Origin of the sequence: Pseudonocardia cypriaca, assembly GCF_006717045.1 — a bacterium.
In the GTDB taxonomy this organism is placed as follows: Bacteria; Actinomycetota; Actinomycetes; order Mycobacteriales; family Pseudonocardiaceae; genus Pseudonocardia; species Pseudonocardia cypriaca.
In genome coordinates, this window is the sequence record NZ_VFPH01000001.1 from 1,467,370 (window position 1) to 1,483,720 (window position 16,351).

General features: G+C 72.5%; 20 protein-coding genes. 5 read left to right on the top strand and 15 right to left on the bottom strand.

Annotation, left to right across the window (positions count from 1 at the left end; genetic code table 11):
- Nucleotides 1-46 precede the first annotated feature (46 nt).
- Nucleotides 47-490, top strand: coding sequence for a hypothetical protein (locus FB388_RS39265; protein ID WP_170225506.1), 444 nt, complete (start codon nt 47-49; stop codon nt 488-490).
- Here FB388_RS39265 and FB388_RS06835 read toward each other — a convergent pair.
- Nucleotides 468-1,061 carry a TetR/AcrR family transcriptional regulator gene (locus tag FB388_RS06835; protein WP_142098413.1) on the bottom strand — a complete coding sequence of 198 codons (594 nt, stop codon included), beginning with the start codon at nt 1,059-1,061 and terminating at the stop codon, nt 468-470. The two genes, FB388_RS39265 and FB388_RS06835, sit on opposite strands and share 23 nt — an antisense overlap.
- Nucleotides 1,062-1,139: 78 nt before the next feature.
- On the opposite strand from FB388_RS06835, the gene FB388_RS06840 reads away from it, so the two are divergent.
- On the top strand, nt 1,140-1,991 hold the full coding sequence (locus FB388_RS06840) for an alpha/beta fold hydrolase (RefSeq protein WP_142098415.1): 852 nt from the start codon (nt 1,140-1,142) through the stop codon (nt 1,989-1,991).
- On the opposite strand, the gene FB388_RS06845 is transcribed toward FB388_RS06840, so the two are convergent.
- The 8 genes from FB388_RS06845 to FB388_RS06880 form a co-directional block, all read right to left on the bottom strand.
- Nucleotides 1,963-2,445, bottom strand: a complete 483-nt coding sequence (locus FB388_RS06845; protein ID WP_142098419.1) for a CoA-binding protein — start codon at nt 2,443-2,445, stop codon at nt 1,963-1,965. The genes FB388_RS06840 and FB388_RS06845 overlap by 29 nt on opposite strands.
- A 2-nt stretch (nt 2,446-2,447) precedes the next feature.
- Entirely contained in the window at nt 2,448-3,743 is a 1,296-nt protein-coding gene (locus tag FB388_RS06850; RefSeq protein WP_142098422.1) for an O-acetylhomoserine aminocarboxypropyltransferase/cysteine synthase family protein, read from the bottom strand.
- Between the two features lie 92 nt (nt 3,744-3,835).
- Complete coding sequence (locus tag FB388_RS06855; protein WP_142098425.1) at nt 3,836-5,224, bottom strand: PPE domain-containing protein; 1,389 nt, start codon at nt 5,222-5,224, stop codon at nt 3,836-3,838.
- On the bottom strand, nt 5,221-5,415 hold the full coding sequence (locus FB388_RS06860) for a hypothetical protein (protein WP_170225507.1): 195 nt from the start codon (nt 5,413-5,415) through the stop codon (nt 5,221-5,223). Before FB388_RS06860 ends, FB388_RS06855 begins: the two co-directional genes overlap by 4 nt.
- A gap of 254 nt (nt 5,416-5,669) precedes the next feature.
- Complete coding sequence (locus FB388_RS06865) at nt 5,670-5,987, bottom strand: DUF3558 family protein (protein ID WP_142098431.1); 318 nt, start codon at nt 5,985-5,987, stop codon at nt 5,670-5,672.
- Nucleotides 5,984-6,238, bottom strand: coding sequence for a DUF3558 family protein (locus FB388_RS41170; RefSeq protein ID WP_142098434.1), 255 nt, complete (start codon nt 6,236-6,238; stop codon nt 5,984-5,986). The genes FB388_RS06865 and FB388_RS41170 overlap by 4 nt, the downstream gene beginning before the upstream one ends.
- A gap of 75 nt (nt 6,239-6,313) precedes the next feature.
- On the bottom strand, nt 6,314-7,216 hold the full coding sequence (locus tag FB388_RS06875; RefSeq protein ID WP_142098437.1) for an acyl-CoA thioesterase: 903 nt from the start codon (nt 7,214-7,216) through the stop codon (nt 6,314-6,316).
- A 73-nt stretch (nt 7,217-7,289) separates the two neighbouring features.
- Nucleotides 7,290-7,793, bottom strand: coding sequence for a MarR family winged helix-turn-helix transcriptional regulator (locus FB388_RS06880; protein WP_246121688.1), 504 nt, complete (start codon nt 7,791-7,793; stop codon nt 7,290-7,292).
- A 47-nt stretch (nt 7,794-7,840) separates the two neighbouring features.
- Between FB388_RS06880 and FB388_RS06885 the strand changes: the two genes are divergently transcribed.
- Entirely contained in the window at nt 7,841-8,929 is a 1,089-nt protein-coding gene (locus FB388_RS06885) for a cytochrome P450 (protein WP_211361802.1), read from the top strand.
- Nucleotides 8,930-8,940: 11 nt separating this feature from the next.
- Here FB388_RS06885 and pyk read toward each other — a convergent pair whose 3' ends face one another.
- The 4 genes from pyk to FB388_RS06905 form a co-directional block, all read right to left on the bottom strand.
- Entirely contained in the window at nt 8,941-10,362 is a 1,422-nt protein-coding gene (gene pyk, locus FB388_RS06890) for a pyruvate kinase (RefSeq protein WP_142098443.1), read from the bottom strand.
- Between the two features lie 66 nt (nt 10,363-10,428).
- Nucleotides 10,429-10,866 carry a GlcG/HbpS family heme-binding protein gene (locus tag FB388_RS06895; protein ID WP_142098446.1) on the bottom strand — a complete coding sequence of 146 codons (438 nt, stop codon included), beginning with the start codon at nt 10,864-10,866 and terminating at the stop codon, nt 10,429-10,431.
- A 57-nt stretch (nt 10,867-10,923) separates the two neighbouring features.
- A complete protein-coding gene (locus FB388_RS06900; protein WP_142098449.1) occupies nt 10,924-11,334 on the bottom strand; it encodes a nitroreductase family deazaflavin-dependent oxidoreductase in 411 nt (136 codons plus the stop codon).
- 7 nt (nt 11,335-11,341) lie between these two features.
- The gene (locus tag FB388_RS06905) at nt 11,342-12,025 is read right to left on the bottom strand and encodes a M50 family metallopeptidase (protein ID WP_142098452.1); all 684 of its coding nucleotides are present in this window, start codon (nt 12,023-12,025) and stop codon (nt 11,342-11,344) included.
- 82 nt (nt 12,026-12,107) lie between these two features.
- On the opposite strand from FB388_RS06905, the gene FB388_RS06910 reads away from it, so the two are divergent.
- Nucleotides 12,108-13,013: a helix-turn-helix domain-containing protein gene (locus FB388_RS06910; RefSeq protein WP_142098455.1), complete on the top strand. Its 906-nt coding sequence runs from the start codon at nt 12,108-12,110 to the stop codon at nt 13,011-13,013.
- Between the two features lie 147 nt (nt 13,014-13,160).
- On the opposite strand, the gene FB388_RS06915 is transcribed toward FB388_RS06910, so the two are convergent.
- Nucleotides 13,161-13,796 carry a LysE family translocator gene (locus FB388_RS06915; RefSeq protein ID WP_142098458.1) on the bottom strand — a complete coding sequence of 212 codons (636 nt, stop codon included), beginning with the start codon at nt 13,794-13,796 and terminating at the stop codon, nt 13,161-13,163.
- Nucleotides 13,797-13,854: 58 nt separating this feature from the next.
- Nucleotides 13,855-15,594: a malto-oligosyltrehalose trehalohydrolase gene (gene treZ, locus FB388_RS06920; RefSeq protein ID WP_142098461.1), complete on the bottom strand. Its 1,740-nt coding sequence runs from the start codon at nt 15,592-15,594 to the stop codon at nt 13,855-13,857.
- 173 nt (nt 15,595-15,767) lie between these two features.
- Here treZ and FB388_RS06925 point away from each other — a divergent pair, with 173 nt between their 5' ends.
- Entirely contained in the window at nt 15,768-16,331 is a 564-nt protein-coding gene (locus tag FB388_RS06925; RefSeq protein WP_142098464.1) for a DJ-1/PfpI family protein, read from the top strand.
- Nucleotides 16,332-16,351: the final 20 nt, after the last annotated feature.

Sequence of the window (16,351 nt, forward strand, 5' to 3'; positions counted from 1 at the left end):
TCGTGAGAGGCGCGACAGCGGCGTGTGAGGCGGCTACCGTCGGCCGGTGACCTCCCCGTCCCACGACCCGCGGCCCGGCAGCGGCCACCCGCCGCCGTGGGCGGGTGCTCCGGGCTTCACCCCGGGGGTCGACGGCCTCCCACCGCACGCCCCCATGCCCGGTGCGCCGCCCTATCCGGAGGCACCGGAGCACGCCCCGCCGCCGGTGGGGCAGCCGGCGCGGCGCACCCGGTTCGTGACGGCGCTGGGAGCGGCGGCGGTCTGGGCGGGGGTGAACGTCGTGCTGGTGCTCGCCGTCGCCGGTGCGCCGCCCGGTGCAGCCGCCCTCGGGCAGCTCATCGGCGCGCTGATCATTCCGACCCTGCTGGCCGCGGTCGCGGTCCGGGCGATCGCGCGTCGCCGCGCGTGGGCGTTCTGGCTGCTCGTCCTGCTGGCGGCGCCGTTCTTCTGGGTGCTCCGCGCCGTCTTCATCGCCCTCCCGCCGAGCTGACCCCTTCCTGCGCGGCCCGGACGGCCGCGGTCACCGCACTCGCGGCCGCTGCCAGTGCCTCGGTGCTGCGCGCTGCCCGGCACAGCACGAACGCGCCCTCCAGGCTGGTGATCAGCAGGATCGCGAGCCTGCGGGCGTCGTCCGGGGCGAACCCCCAGCGTTCGAACCGCACGGCGCCGGACTCCACCCAGGCCGCGAAGACCTCGGCCGTGGCCTCGCGCAACGTCTCGTCGGTGCTCGCGACCTCCAGCGCCACCGTCGCGATCGGGCAGGCATCGGCGTAGCCGGTGGCGACCAGCGTCTCGGCGGCCGCCGCGAAGCCGGTCTCCACCGCGGTTGTCGCATCCGGCGCCTGGTCGAGGATCGCCTCGACCAGCTGCTGGTACGCCCGCCCCGACGTCCGGATCACCTCCGCGGCCAGCTGCTGCTTCCCGCCGGGGAAGAAGTGGTAGATCGACCCGAACGGTGCACCCGCCTCCGCGACGATCTGCTTGAGCCCGGTGCCCGTGTACCCCTGGCGCCGGAACAGCTCGCCGGTGGTGCCCACGATCCGCTCCTTCGTTCCCGCCATCGGCTCCTCCTTGCGACGCGCTTCCGCACAGCCTAGCCTCCGTCTGAGTAGAGCGATCTATCAAGTCACGGGGGAGTCATGGCGGAGATCGACCTGTCTGCCGGCACGATCGAGTACACCGACACCGGCGGGGACGGCCCGGTTCTCGTGCTCATCCACGGGGTCATGGTCGGGCCGTCGGTGTGGCGCCGGGTCGTCGCCGAGCTGAGCGGCGAGTACCGGTGCGTGCTCCCGCACCTGCCGCTCGGCTCGCACCCCCGCCCCATGCGGCCGGACGCGGACCTGTCCCTCGCCGGGCACGCGGCGCTGATCGGCGAGTTCCTGGAGAAGCTCGACCTGCGTGACGTCACGCTCGTGCAGAACGACTGGGGCGGGGCGCAGGTCCTGGTCGCCCACGGCGGCGCCGAGCGGGTGGCGCGGATGGTGCTCGTCGCGTGCGAGGCCTTCGACAACTACCCACCCGGCCTCGCCGGCCGCGTGCTCACCACGGTCGCCGCGATTCCCGGTGGCCTCGCGGTCTTCGCGCAGCTGCTGCGCTTCCGGGCGGCACGGCGCGCCCCCGGCGGGTGGGGCTGGATGACCAAGCGCCCGGTGCCCGACGAGGTGATGGACGAGTGGTTCCGGCCGGCGCGGGAGCAGGCAGGCGTCCGGCGCGACCTCGCCACGTACGGCCGCGGCATCCCACCCCGGGACGTGCTGCTCCTCTGGGCCGAGCGGAACAGCGCGTTCCTCGGCCCGGTGCTCGTCGTGTGGGCCGAGGAGGACCGGGTGATGCCCGCCGAGCACGGCCGTCGCCTCGCCGCGCTCTACCCGCAGGGCAGGCTCGTGACGATCCCCGACAGCTACACGCTGGTGCCGGAGGACCAGCCCGCGGCGCTCACCTCCGCGATCCGCGCCTTCCTCAGCGAGACGCGCGCCGTCGTGAGCTGATCACGCCGGTGTCGAACCCGGCGATGTGCAGCCCGCCGTGGAAGCGGGCGTGCTCCACCTTGAGGCAGCGGTCCATCACGACCTCGAGCCCGCCGGCTTCCGCGCGGCGCGCGACGTCCTCGTCGAACAGGCCGAATTGCAGCCAGAACGTCTGCACACCGTCGACGGCGAGCACGTCGTCGAGCACCGACGACAGGTCCTCGCGGCGGCGGAAGACGTCGACGAGGTCGGGCACCACCGGCAGCGCGTCGAGGCTCTTGTAGACCGGCCTCCCGAGGATCTCGGTGGCGTTCGGGTTGACGAAGTACACGTGGTAGTCGGTGCTGGCGAGCAGGTAGGTGGCCACGAAGTTGCTCGCGCGCGCCGGGTTGGGGGACGCACCGACCATCGCGACGGTGCGGCTGTTGCGCAGGATCTGCTGCCGGCGGGTGGCCGACGGGTTCTCCCAGCTCATGATCACTCCTTCGCCGCGGCGGCGAGCGCCTGGTCGAGGTCCCACAGGATGTCCTCCGGGTCCTCCAGACCCACGCTGATCCGTACCAGGTCCGGCGGCACGCCCGCATCGCGGAGCTGGTCGTCGGTGAGCTGCTGGTGGGTGGTGGAGCCGGGGTGGATCACGAGCGTCCGCGCGTCGCCGACATTGGCGAGGTGGCTGCACAGCTGCACGGACTCGATGAACCGCGTCCCCGCCTCCCGCCCGCCGACCACCCCGAACGAGAACACGGCGCCCGGCCCGAGCGGCAGGTAGCGCGCCGCGCGGTCGTGGTGGGGGTGGTCGGGCAGCCCTGCCCAGCGGACGTACGACACACGCGGGTCGGCGTGCAGCCACTCCGCCACCACCCGCGCGTTCGCCACGTGGGCCTCCATCCGCTGCGGCAGCGTCTCCACGCCCTGGATCAGCAGGAAAGCGCTGTGCGGCGACAGCGAGGCGCCGACGTCGCGCAGCTGCTCGGCGCGCAGCTTGGTGAGGAACCCGAACTCCTGGAAGTTGCCCCACCAGGTGAGCCCGCCGTAGGACGGCACCGGCTCCGTCATCTGCGGGAACCTCCCGTTGCCCCACGGGAAGCGGCCGGACTCGATCACGACCCCGCCCAGCGTGGTGCCGTGCCCACCGAGGAACTTGGTGGCGGAGTGGATCACGATGTCCGCGCCGTGCTCGATCGGCCGGCACAGGTACGGGGTGGCGAGCGTGGCGTCGACGATCAGCGGGATGCCCGCGGCGTGGGCGACGTCCGCGAGGCCTGCGATGTCGGCGATCTGGCCGCCCGGGTTCGAGATGACCTCGGCGAACAGCAGCTTCGTGCGGTCGGTGATCGCCGTGGCGAACGCCTCCGGCTCACCGCCCGCGACGAAGGTGGTGTCGACGCCGAACCGGCGCAGCGTGACGTCGAGCTGCGTGATCGTGCCGCCGTACAGTCCCGCACCCGCGACGATGTGATCACCGGCGCCGGCGAGGCAGGCGAACGTGAGGAACTCCGCGGCCTGCCCGCTCGCCGTGGCGACGGCGCCCAGCCCGCCGTCGAGGCTCGCCAGACGTTCCTCCAGTGCCGCGACCGTCGGGTTCGCGATCCGGCTGTAGATGAGCCCGTACTTCTGCAGCGCGAACAGGCTGGCCGCGTCGGTGGTGTCCTCGAAGACGAAGCTCGTGGACTGGTAGATCGGCACCGCGCGGGCGCCGGTCGCGATGTCGGGGACGTGCCCCGCGTGCACGGCGCGGGTGCGGAAGCCCCAGCTGCGGTCCTGCTCGCTCATGCCCCCATCCTGCGTCACGGGTGCTCGCGGAAGAAGCCGACGATCGATCGGGATCGCACGTCAATGCTGTTGGCGCCCCCCGGATGTGCTTCTCATGCTCTGGCGGCTCCTCGGATCGGCGGGGCGTCGTCGGGGGTGATGACCGCCGGGGGGAACCAGCGGTCGTCGGCGAAGGCGTCCGAGTCGTCGAGGAGGTAGTCGGGGCGGCGGCGTTCCCGCTCCGAACCGCTTCCGAGCCCGGGAGCGAGCGGCGGATACATGCCGCCCATGCCGCCCGGGCCGGTTGCTCGAGTGCCGGCGGGAGGCCCCGCAGCGGCGGCCCGCGCGGTCGGCTCGGTGGCGGCCCGCGTGGCCGGCGGTTCCGATGTGGTGGGAGGGCCGGGTGGCAGGACCTGGCCCCGGTCCGGCGGACCGCCGGGGAACCGGGTGCCGGGCGCGGCCTGGCCGGCGGGGATGACATCGCGCCAACTCGGCAATGGCGCGGGGCGCGGCAGGCTCGGAATGACCGGGAAGGGGCCCGCCTCCGGGCGCGCCGGACCTGCTCCGGGCACGACCGGGGGAACGGCGGCCGGCGGCGTACCGCCGGGCCCCGGCGGCAACCCCGGTCCGGCAGGACCGGTGGGGACGGCCGGCGCGGCAGCGGGGCCGCCTCCCGGCGGGAACCCGCCGGGCTGCTGCCCGGGAGCCGGCGGGACGACAGCCGGTGGGATCGGCACTGGGGGCGCCTGAGCGCCCGGAGGTCCCGCCGGGGGGACGCCCGGTGCCGCTGGCGGCGCGCCGGTGGGTTGGCCGGGTGGGGCGACAGCGGGCGGCGGGCCGCCCGGCGGGACCGGGGCGCCGGTACCCGGGGCTGGTGGTGCGACCTCTGCGGGTGGCGTCGGCGCAGGGCCGCCGGCGATGGCTTCGACCCCTGCGCCGGCTGGTCCCGCTGGTGCGCCGGCTACCACGATTGTGACCTGCGGTGGGAACCGCGCCGCAACCCAGAACTGCCGGTTCCCGTTGGAGTTGTCCGTGTAGCCGTTCATCAACTCGACGGCACGTGCGGCCCGGTTGGCTGCGTCCTGCTCCACCGCCTGCAGGTCGTCGAGGCCGTGAAAGATGAAGGTGGGGTCATTCAGGGCGTCCCCGATCATTGCGTTCCGCTTGTCCGTGAGCGGTTCCGGCATGTTGTCGCGGACGTGCTGCGCGAACAAGCCCTGCCCTGTCACAGCTCCGGCGGTGAGCTTCGCACTTCTCGCGGCATCGAGTGCCCATTGACCGAGCGGGGTCATCGCGGATCGCGTTGTGTCGGCCGCGCTGCCCTCCCACGCTTCCTGCGACCGCACCATCGCCGCCGCGATGCGCTGGTCGATCTGCAGGATCATCGCCTCCGTCTTCCTCCAGGCGTCCTCGGCCAGGTTGGAGGCCGCCGAGCCAGGACCCTTGTGCACCGCAGCGTAGATCTCGTCGTGGGCGAGGCCTTCCCAACGGACGTCCGTCATGCCAGGGGCCTGTAGCTTCCGGCGATCGTGCCTTCGCCCTGGACGTACTGCTCCTCCATCGCCTGGAGGCTCTCCTGGATCCTGCCCAGTTCAGCTCGATAGGCGATGAGCGCGGCCAACGGCCCGTTCGGGGAGTCCATCACCGCCGCGTTGTAGAACACCTGAGTGTCGTTGCTGACCTTGTCGCCCATCCAGGCATCTCGGATGTATGCGCCCCTCGAGAGCAGCGCCAGCTGGGTACCGAGCTCCGCGAGGGCCTCCTCCACGGCCGCTCGAGCGGCGGGCAGAGCGTGAGGTTGGACGTGCAGAGAGTGAGCTGTGGCTGCGGACCGGCCATTTGGACTCCTCTTCCTAGGCCTGTTCCCGACGCGACGCTACGACGCTTCTACTCCTGATTCGGAGATTCGATAGGAATCGTTTGCGATCGTGAACATCGCGGGCCGGCTCATCGGGAGGAGAGGAGGGTCTCCATCACACCTGTTGCAGCGCGCTCCGCATCCTGGCAGAGCTGCTCTTCCGCGATCGGCGGGCGACTGCCGCCGTCCAACGCCTGGACATCCAGAAGCTGTCCGGATGCCACGTCGACGAAGACGTTGCAGAACTGCGCGTCCTGCTTCGGGCGAGTCACGGTCGCAGGGAACCCCGCTATGACGCTCTGCTCGAGGTCCGCAGCCAGCTGCCCGGTTGAGATGAACTCGATCCCCGCAGTCGTGACAAGCCCGACCGACACGACGATTGCCCGCGGACCGAAGCTGCTCGTCACACACATCGGGCATTGCCGGGAAACAGAAGAGATGGGCTGTCGTCGAACCTTGGCTCCCCATCCAACCCCAGCTCCGCCCGCTGTTCCTCGGTGAGCAGAGAGCAGGGATCCACCCCATCGATCCGCACTTCGCGCGGCCGGGCCGGAGCAGAGCTGGAGGGCGCCGCGGGCTCCGCCTGCCCACCGATCGTCGTGCAGCCGGCGAGGAGCAGGAGGACGAGGACCACCACTGCACCCCGCGCCCCGCTCACAGGTGCACCGTAGCGGCCTGATCACCCTCTGGCGGTACGTCCGGCCGAGATCGCGATGATCACCGCGGCTCCCGATCAGCTCCGGCGCAGCCGGACCAGGCCTTCCTGGACCGTGGTGGCGACCAGGCGGCCGTCCAGGGTGGTGAACCGACCGGTCGCGAGCCCGCGGGAGCCGGATGCGCTGGGGGAGTAGCAGGAGTACAGCAGCCACTCGTCGGCCCGGAAGGGGCGGTGGAACCACATGGCGTGGTCGAGGCTCGCCATCTGCAGCCGGTCGCCGGGCACGTCGTGGCGGGCGACGACCGAGCCGAGCAGGGTCATGTCGCTCGCGTACGTGAGCAGGCAGACGTGCAGCAGGGGGTCGTCGGGGAGGGTGCCGTCGGCGCGCATCCACACCCGGACGGGCGCATCGGTGCCGCCGTCGCGGGCCGTCGACCACGCCGGTTCGTCCACGAACCGCATGTCGATGGGGCGGGGGGTGCGGGCGAGCCAGCCGGCGTCGTCGCCGCGGACGACCCGTTCGCCGACGGTGAGGAGGCTGTCGGGGGCCGGCACGTCGGACGGCGCAGGCTCGCTGTGCTCCAGGCCGTCCTCCGCCAGCTGGAAGGAAGCGGACAGGGCGAAGATCGCCTCGCCGTGCTGGATCGCGAGGACGCGGCGGGTGGTGAAGGACCGGCCGTCGCGAACGCGTTCGGTCTCGTAGATGATCGGCACCCGGGGGTCGCCGGGGCGCATGAAGTAGGCGTGCAGGGAGTGCACGGCGCGGTCGTCCGGCACGGTGCGTACCGCGGCGACGAGGGCCTGGCCGGCCACCTGGCCACCGAAGACCCGGGTGGGGCTCTCGGGCGGGCTCACCCCGCGGAACAGGTTGACCTCCAACTGCTCCAGGTCGAGGAGCTGGACGAGCCGGTCGAGCACGGCCTGGCCGCGCGGCACGCCGTCGGCGTCGGTATCGGGAACGGCGGGCGAACGCGTCACCGTCGCATCCTCTCAGGGCAGGCTCGGCGCGTGGTCCGGGATCCCTTCGGCACCCTCGCGACGGCGCTCTGGATCACGCATCCGGCGCCGATCCGTCAGGCGTCGTCCCCCTCGCCGCGTACGTGCGCTGCTCCTCTGCGATCGCCCGCAGGTACCGCACGACGGCGGCGCTGCCCTCCGGGCCGAGCTCGTTAGCCACCCGGTCGAACCGGGCGAGCAGCGGGCCCAGCTCCGCCATGACGGCGTGCCAGCCGGTGTCGGTCACCTCGAGGATCACGCGCCTGCGGTCGCGCGGGTGCCGGACGCGGCGGACGTGCCCGGTGCCCTCGAGCCGGTCGACGAGCTCGGTGGCCGATGCGGAGCGGATCCCGAGGCGGTGTCCCAGCTCGACGGGGCCGAGCGGCTCCTCGGACTCGGTCAGGACGCCCAGCGCGCGTACGTCGTTGTAGGGCAGGCCCAGCCGCTCGGCCAGGACGTACCCGGCGTCGGTGGCTCCGCGCATCACCTCCCAGAGCGCCCAGGTCGGCTCGGCGGCCGCCCAACGGGTGCGCTCCCTGGACTCGATCTCGTCTGACACCGCATCATGCTACTGTCGCTAGGCAGCCTAGCTACCTGGGAGCCGAAGTGACTGATCCGTTCGCCACCGCCGTCCGTCGGATCGAGGAGCCGGGCACCGCTGCCGCACTGCGCACGTGCGGGCCGATCGTGCGTGCGGAGGCTCCTGCCGGCGGCCCGGTCTGGATCGTCACCGACGATTCGCTCGCCCGCCGGGTGCTCACCGACGAGCGCCTGGTGAAGGACACCGCCTACGCCCCGCCGTCGTGGGACCGGTGGGCGGCGGGTCTCGAGCCGACGGCGGGCGAGCAGATGTCGCTGACCACGCTCGATGGGCCGCCGCATGCTGCGCTGCGCAAGGCGCACGCCCCGCTACTCACGGCTCGGCGGGTGCAGGCGTACGCCGATCGGATCGCTGCGATCGCGCGCGAGCAGCTCGGGGCGGCCGCCGTGGACGGCCCGGTCGACCTGATGGCGGACTTCACCACGCGGTTCCCGCTGACCGTGATCTGCGAGCTGCTCGGCGTGCCGGCCGACCGGGTCGACAAGGCGGTCGCGGCCTGTGCGCGGATGAGCACCTACGGGCCTGCCGAGTTCGCGGCGGTGATGGCGGCGTTCGCCGATCTCGCGGCTGCCGCGCTCGAGGGCGGCGGCATGGCTGCGGAGCTACGCGACCGCGTACCGGATGGCACCACCGCGCAGGAGCTGCACTACCTGCTGTTCGGGCTGATCTTCGCCAGCCAGATCACCACGGACGCCGCACTCGGGTTCCTCGTCGCGCGGGCACTGGGCGACCCGTCGGACGACCTGGTGCGCGAGGTCCTGCGCCGGCACCCGCCCGCGCCCTTCACGCTGTGGCGGTTCACCCGCACCGAGGTCGAGCTGGCGGGCGTGCGCCTACCGGAACGGGCGCCGGTTCTCGTCGACATCGCCGGGATCAACTCGGCGGGCGAGGGCGCCGACCTGACGTTCGGCGCCGGCCCGCACTACTGCATCGGTGCCCAGGTCGCCCTGCTGGAGCTGCGCGCCGTTGCCGACGTGCTGGCGGCCGACTTCCCCGACGCGCGCCTCACCGTGCCGTACGCGGAGCTGCGCCGGGTCGACCGCGGGATGCAGGGCAGCCGCCTCGTCGAGCTACCGGTGCTGCTGCGCGGCTGAGCACCTCGCCCTCAGGCGTGGTCCTCCTCGCCCAGGCGGTGGACCCGGATGAGGTTGGTGGAGCCGACGGTGCCGGGCGGGGAGCCGGCCACGATCACGACCAGGTCGCCGGGCTGGAACCGCTCGATCGACAGCATCGCCTGGTCGACCTGGCGGACCATGGCGTCGGTGGAGTCGACCGACGGCACGAGGAACGTCTCCACGCCCCAGCTCATCGCGAGCTGGCTGCGCACGGCGGGCTCCGGGGTGAACGCGAGGAGCGGCAGCCGCGTGTGCAGGCGGGCGAGGCGGCGGACCGTGTCGCCGGACTGTGTGAACGCCACCAGCGCGCGGGCGGAGAGGCGCTCGCCGATGTCGCGGGCCGCGTAGGAGATGACGCCCCGCTTGGTGCGCGGCACGTGGTTGAGCGGCGGCACGTTGACCGGCCCGTCCTCGACGGCCTCGATGATCTGGGCCATCGTCTGGACGGACTTGATCGGGTACCGGCCCACGCTGGTCTCGCCGGAGAGCATCACGCAGTCGGCGCCGTCGAGCACCGCGTTGGCGACGTCGGACGCCTCCGCGCGGGTGGGGCGCGAGTTGGTGATCATCGACTCGAGCATCTGCGTGGCGACGACGACCGGCTTGGCGTTCTCGCGCGCGATCTGGATGGCGCGCTTCTGCACCAGCGGCACGTGCTCGAGCGGGAGCTCCACGCCCAGGTCGCCGCGGGCGACCATGACGGAGTCGAAGGCCAGGACGATGGCCTCGAGGTTGTCGACGGCCTCCGGCTTCTCCAGCTTGGCCATCACGGGCAGGCGGACGCCCTTGCTGTCCATGATCTTGTGGGCCAGGTCGATGTCGGCCGGGCTGCGCACGAACGACAAGGCGATCGTGTCGACGCGCAGGTCCAGCGCGAACTCGAGGTCGGCGCAGTCCTTGTCGGACAGGGCGGGCACCGAGACGTTCATCCCGGGCAGCGAGATGCCCTTGTTGTCGCTGACCGGTCCGCCCTCGGTGACGCGGCAGACGACGTCGTCGCCCTCGACCTTCACCACCCGGAGGGCGACCTTGCCGTCGTCGACGAGCAGCCGGTCCTCCGGGCGGGCGTCGGTCGCGAGGCCGGAGTAGGTGGTGGAGACCCGGTCGTGGGTGCCGGTGACGTCCTCGACCGTGATCCGCACCTCCTCGCCGGTGTGCCACTCGACGGGTCCGCTGGCGAAGCGGCCGAGCCGGATCTTGGGGCCCTGCAGGTCGCCCATGATGCCCACGGCCTTGCCCTCGGCATCGGCCGCTGCGCGGACCATGTCGTAGACCCGCTTGTGGTCCTCGCGGTTGCCGTGGCTGAAGTTCAGGCGGGCGACGTCCATCCCCGCCTGCACGAGCTCGCGGATCCGGTCCGGCGACGCGGTGGCGGGACCGATAGTGCAGACGATCTTGGTACGTCGGCTCACACGAATGAGTCTAGCGTGGCAACTGGAACGATCAGGTGAAGGTTCGTTTTCGATTCAGTCCGCAGCTCAGGCCTCTGCCCCCGTCTCCGCGACGAGGCCGGCCGCCTCGATCCCGGCGAGCGCAGCGGCCTCGTCGTTCAGCGACGTGTCGCCGCTGATGCCGACCGCGCCCAGCAGCTGCCCGTCGGCGTCGCGGACGAACACACCGCCGGGCACCGAGGCGACCTTGCCGCCGGAAAGTGCGACGAGCGTCGTGTAGAGGTCCGGCGCCGCCTCGGCCCGGGCGGCGAGCGCGCGGTTGGTCATGCCCATGCCCAGGATTCCCCAGGCCTTCGCGGTGGCGAGGTCGGGGCGCAGGTAGCCGGAGCCGTCCTGGCGGGCGAGCGCGACGAGCGCGCCGCCCGGGTCAAGCACGGCGACCGTCAGCGGCTGGAAGCCCTGCTCCGTGCCGTGCTCCAGGGCGGCGCGCACGATGGTCTGGGCCTGGTCCAAGGTGATCGGCATGCGCCGATCCTGCCTCAGGGCACCGGGTGAGCCGCAGCAGCGGGATGACGCGGGTGGTCAGGACACGCGGGTGAGCCGCAGCAGCGGGATGAGGCGGTCGGTCTTGCGCTCGTAGTCGGCGAAGCCGGGCTTCTCGGCCACCACGCGCTTCCAGATCTCGTCGCGCTCGGCCCGGGGGAGCTCCTCGGCGACGACGGTGTACTGCTCGGTGCCGACCTCGACGTCGATCTTCGGGTTGGCCTTGAGGTTGTGGTACCAGGCCGGGTGGTTCGGTGCGCCGCCCGCGGATGCCACGATCACGGTGTGGTCGTCGTCCTCCGGGAAGTGGACCAGCGGCGTGACGCGCTCGACGCCGGACTTCGCGCCGACGTGGTGGATCAGGATCATCGGCGCGCCCTCGAACATGCCGCCCACGCGGCCTCCGTTCGCGCGGAACTCCTCGATGATCTTCTCGTTCCAGTCGCTCATATCTCCCTCACCTGAAGAGCAGGATCCCGGCCGCGACGATCACGGCCGCCGTCGCGAGCAACCAGAACAGCAGCACCCACATTCCCCGGGGCACCCAGGTCAGCGAGCCGAGCATGTCGGCGTCCGACGCGCCGCGCCGCCTGGTACGCCGCAGCTCGTGCACGGCGCGCATGCCGCCGAACAACAGGAACCAGCACAGGGCGGCAGCGAACGCGTCCTGCAGCCGGGGCTGACCCCACCACGCGACGGCCCCGACCAGCGCCCCGGTGACCAGAACGGCGAACACGCCGAAGGCGTTGCGGACGTGCGCCAGCGTGGCCACGAGCAGGGCGATCGCGATCCACAGCATCAGCGCGGCCTGGTCGGCCGCCACCAGGAGCGCGCCCCCGATCCCGAGCACCGACGGCGCCGGGTAGCCGCCGAGGAACGTGAACACCAGTCCCGGGCCGCGGCGGGCGCCGGTGGAGACGGTGAGCCCGGACGTGTCGGCGTGCAGCCGGATCCCGGTCAGACCGCGCCCCGCGAGCACCGCCACGAGCGCGTGCCCGCCCTCGTGCGCGATGGTCACGACCGTGCGCGTCCAGCGCCACGCCGCCGTCCACATCACGGCGACGAGCGCGAGCGCCGCGGCGAGCAGCACGGCCGACCGCTGCTCGATCAGCAGGGAGACGGTGCGTTCGAGCGTCGCCATGCCGTCACCCACACGAGCCAGTCTGGCACGGGCGCAGAATCGGCCTTGACCTTCCATCCGCTGGAGACTCGAGGATCGGTTCATGGCCGAGAAACCCCTGCTGACGATCGGGCAGCTCGCCCGCCGCACGGGCGTGCCGGTCCGCACCATCCGGTTCTGGTCCGACGAGGGCGTGCTGCCCGAGACGGACCGGTCGGCCGGCAACTACCGCCGGTACGACGGCCGGGCGGTGGCGCGGCTCGACCTCGTCCGCACGTTGCGCGAGCTCGGCATGGGCCTGGACGACATCCGGCTCGTGCTCGAGCGCAGGCGCAGCGTCGAGGACGTGGCGGCCGCCCACGTGCGGGCCATCGACCACCAAATCCGCGTCCTGCGGACGCAGCGTGCCGTGTGCACGTTGCTCGCGCGGGGCGCTCCCTCCCCACGGAAGGCAGCACTCATGAACGACCTCGCCCGGCTCTCCGCCGCCGAGCGCCAGCAGATGATCGACGAGTTCGTCGACGCCACGTTCGCCGGCACAGACCCCGACGCCCCTGGCGCCGGAATCGCGAACAGCATGCGGATGCTCCCGACCGAACTACCCGACGAGCCGACCACCGAGCAGGTGGAGGCGTGGGTGGAGCTCGCCGAGCTCGTCTCCGACCCGGCGTTCCGGGCTCGGGCCCGGGAGATGGCCGTCGCCGGCTCGGAGGCCCGCGGCGACCAGCCGCCGTTCGACCCGGGGCCGATCGTCGAGCACGCCGGTGCCGCAGTGGCCGCCGGCACCGCGCCCGACTCGCCGGAGGGCCAGGCCGTACTCGCCCGGCTCATCGAGCCGGGCATGGATGCGGCCGCCCGCGACCAGCTGGCGGACACGATCGACACCTTCACCGACCGCCGGGTGGCGCGCTACTGGGACCTGCTCGGCATCCTCAACGGCTGGGGACGCGCCCCGTCGCAGATCGAGCCGTTCGAGTGGTTCATCAACGCCCTGCGCGCGCACCCCTGACGGGCGCGACACCCGCGCACCCACAGCGCGACTCGCGCACACCCACAGCGCGACTCGCGGGCACCCACAGCGCGACTCGCGGAATGGGGGACCCCCCTGTTCCGCGAGTCGCGTGCTGGATGCGCGCGAGTCGCGCTCCGGGTGCGGTCAGTCCTTGCGGCCCGTCAGGGCCAGGCCCGCACCCATCACGATCAGGGACGTGCCACCGATCCCGCCCATCCAGCGGAGGCGCTCGGGTGAGGTGGCGAGCCAGCCCCGCGCGGTGCCGGCCGCGAGGCCCCACACGCTGTCGAGGCCGGCGGCGATGATCGCGAAGAGCAGCCCGAGCACCAGCATCTGGGTGGTCGGGCTGCCCACCGCGGTGTCGACGAACTGCGGCAGCACGGCGGCGAAGAACACCAGGACCTTGGGGTTGGTGACCCCGACGATCACGCCCTGCAGGAACATCCGGTGGTCGGCGGGCCCGACGGGCTCGCCGAGCCGGACGACGAGGTCATCGCGCTTGCGGATGGTCTGCACGCCGAGGTAGACGAGGTACGCCGCGCCGATCAGCTTGAGCGCGGTGAAGATCGCCACCGACTGCGCGGCGATCACGCCGAAGCCGAGCGCGACGATGACCACCACGAGCGACGCGCCGACGGTGTTGCCCGCGACGCTGGCGAGGGCGGCCCGCCTGCCGTGCGCCAGCGCGCGACCGACGATGAAGAGCACGCTGGGGCCCGGGATGATCACCAGGATGACGCCGGCGAGCGTGAACGCCAGCAGGGTCTCGACGGAGGGCACGCTGGAACGTTAACGGCGTGAGCCGGGTGGGTCACCTGTGTTCCGCGCGGGACCCGGGTCAGGCCAGCTTCGCCACCGCGAACGACTCCGGCGGGAGCGTGATCGCCGTCCCGTCGCCCTTCACCGGCTCCGACGCCAGCAGGATCCGCTCGATCGGTGCCTCCAGGTCCAGGGTGACGGGGTTCGGGGCGAGGTTGCAGGCCAGCCGCAGCGTGCCGCGGTGCAACACCACGGTGCGGGCGGTGTCGTCGCCCCCGACCGCGACGTCGTCCAGCCACGGGTCCGACAGCTCCGGCCACGCCTTGCGCAGCGTGATCAGCTCCTGGTGCAGGCGCAGCAGCGTGGCGTGCGGCTCCTGCGCGGGCTCGTCCCAGTCGAGCTTCGAGTCCTCGAACGTGCTCTCCGCGTTCGGGTCGGGGACCTCGGCCTCGCCCCAGCCGTGCTCGGCGAACTCCCGCCGCCTGCCCTCGCGCACGGCGTCGCGCAGCGACTCGTCCGGGAAGTAGGAGAAGAACTGCCATGGGGTGCGGGCTCCCCACTCCTCGCCCATGAACAGCATCGGCGTGAACGGGGAGCAGAACACGAGCGCTGCGCCGCACGCCAGCAGGCCGGGGGAGAGGGTCTGGCTGAGCCGGTCGCCGGTGGCGCGGTTGCCGATCTGGTCGTGGTTCTGCAGGTAGGCGAGGAAGCGGTGGCCCGGGATGCGGCGGGTGTCCACCGGTCCGCCGTGGTTCCGCTGCCGGAAGCTCGACCACGTGCCCTCGTGGAAGAACGCGCGGGTGAACACGTGGGCGAGGCCGGTGATGCCCGCGTTCGCGAAGTCGGCGTAGTAGCCCTGGGACTCCCCGGTCAGCACGGCGTGCAGGCTGTGGTGGATGTCGTCGCACCACTGCGCGTGCAGCCCGTACCCGCCGCCCTCGCGCGCCGTGACCAACCTGGCGTCGTTGAGGTCGGACTCGGCGATCAGCGACAGCGGCCGGCCGACGTGCGCGGACAGCGCCTCCACCTCGACCGCCATCTGCTCCAGCACGTGGGTGGCGCGGCTGTCGCGCAGCGCGTGCACGGCGTCGAGCCGCAGGGCGTCGACGTGGAAGTCGCGCAACCACATGAGCGCGTTGTCGATCGCGTACCGGCGCACCTCGTCGGAGTGGGCCCCGTCCAGGTTGAGCGACGGGCCCCAGATGTTGCTGCCTGCGAAGTACGGGCCGAAGCGGTCCAGGTAGGCGCCCGACGGGCCGAGGTGGTTGTAGACGACGTCGAGCACCACGCCGAGCCCGCGGGCGTGGCAGGCGTCGACGAACCGCTTGAAGGCGTCCGGCCCGCCGTAGTTCTCCGTGACGGCGTACCAGCCGACGCCGTCGTAGCCCCAGTTGCGCGGCCCGTCGACCGCGTTGACCGGCAGCACCTCCACCATGTCGATCCCGAGGCCGACGAGGTGGTCGAGGCGCTCGATCGCCGCGTCGAACGTGCCCTCGGGGGTGAACGTGCCGATGTGCAGCTCGTAGAGGACGCTGCCGGGCAGCTGGCGGCCGGTCCAGGCCCGGTCGGTCCAGAAGAAGGCGTTGTCGTCGTACACCCGGGACGCGCCGTGCACGCCCGTGGGTTGCCAGCGCGAGCGCGGGTCCGGTAGCGGCTCCTCGTCGTCGTCGAGCAGGAAGGCGTAGGCGGTGCCGGGCGCGGCGTCGTCGACCGCGGCCTGCCACCAGCCTGCGGCGTCGGGGGACATCTCGTGCGCGGTGCCGTCCACCAGCACCCGGACGCGTTGGCGCTGCGGCGCCCACACGGCGAAATCGGTCACGACGCCCGATCCTGCCTGGCGCCGTCCCGGCCCGCCCGCTGTGGGTGGTGTGACCCGCGCATCGTCGTCGACGGATCGTCGCGGGGGCGTGCCGCCCGCCGGAGAACGGGGCTGTGCGCGCGGCCACCTGCTCCATACAGTGGGCTTCGTCCCAGGAGGGGAAGGGAGCGAACATGGCACGGGTGCTGGTACTGACCGGCGACGCCGCTGAGGAACTCGACTCGATGTACCCGGTGTTCCGCCTGCGCGAGGGCGGCCACGACGCGGTCGTCGCCGCGCGCACCACCCGCGCGGTGAAGCTCGTGGTCCACGACTTCGAGCCCGACTGCGACGCCTACACCGAGAAGCCGGGCCACCAGCTGCCCGTGGACGTGGCCTTCGGCGACGTGAACCCGGAGGACTACGACGCGCTCGTCATCCCGGGCGGGCGGGCCCCCGAGTACATCCGCACCGACCCGGACGTCGCCCGCATCGTCACCTACTTCTTCGACCGCGGGCTCCCGGTCGGCACGATCTGCCACGGCGCGCAGGTGCCGGCCGCGCTCGGGCTCCTGCGCGGGCGCACCACGGCGGCGTTCCCGCCGCTGAAGGCCGACATGGAGCAGGCGGGCGCCACCTTCGTCGACGGGCCGGACGTCGTCGACGGCGCGATGGTGTCCTGCCGTGGCTGGCCGGACCTGCCCGAGTGGTCGCGCGCGTTCATGCAGGTGCTGGAGCGGGCGAGCGTCCCCGTCTGACGCACACCGACAGCTGTGCC